Origin of the sequence: Actinomadura sp. BRA 177, assembly GCF_013372625.1 — a bacterium.
Taxonomy (GTDB): Bacteria; Actinomycetota; Actinomycetes; order Streptosporangiales; family Streptosporangiaceae; genus Spirillospora.
In genome coordinates this window covers 1-437 of sequence record NZ_JABXFD010000009.1, presented here as the reverse complement: position 1 = coordinate 437, position 437 = coordinate 1, and the positions used below count along the sequence as shown (strand labels likewise).

Annotated in this window: 1 pseudogene; it reads right to left on the bottom strand. The window is 69.1% G+C overall.

Annotated features, from left to right (window positions below):
• Positions 1–437: pseudogene (locus HUX53_RS00030) on the bottom strand (hypothetical protein); the annotation flags it as partial.

Below are 437 nucleotides of genomic sequence, written 5' to 3'. Positions count from 1 at the left end.
CGCGTCTCCTTCTGTGGTCGCGCTGGTTCGCCTTTGTGTGCTTGGCCGTCGTGGTCGTCTCGGGCGACTTGTTGTTCGCCGTCTTGGTGGACTTCTCCTCGTCCTCCAGGGCCTCCTCGTGCGGCCGTACGACCTCGCGGTGGCGGATCTCGCCGCGCCAGCCCTCGATCTCGTCCGCGCGGGTGAGCGACTGCGTCGTCACGTAGCGGCGGAAGTGCTTGAGTTCGGGGCGGGCCCGGCGGCCCTGCGCGCGCCACAGGTTGCCGGTGCGCTCCATGAAGCCCTGCGGGTGGTATTCGAGGCCGACCAGCACGCGGGTCAGGTTCGGGGACAGCTCATGGAAGCTGACCGTGCCGTCCACGGGCCCCTTAGGGCCCTTCGAGCGCCACACGACGTGCTCGTCCGGGACCTGCTCGACGATCGTGGACTCCCACGTC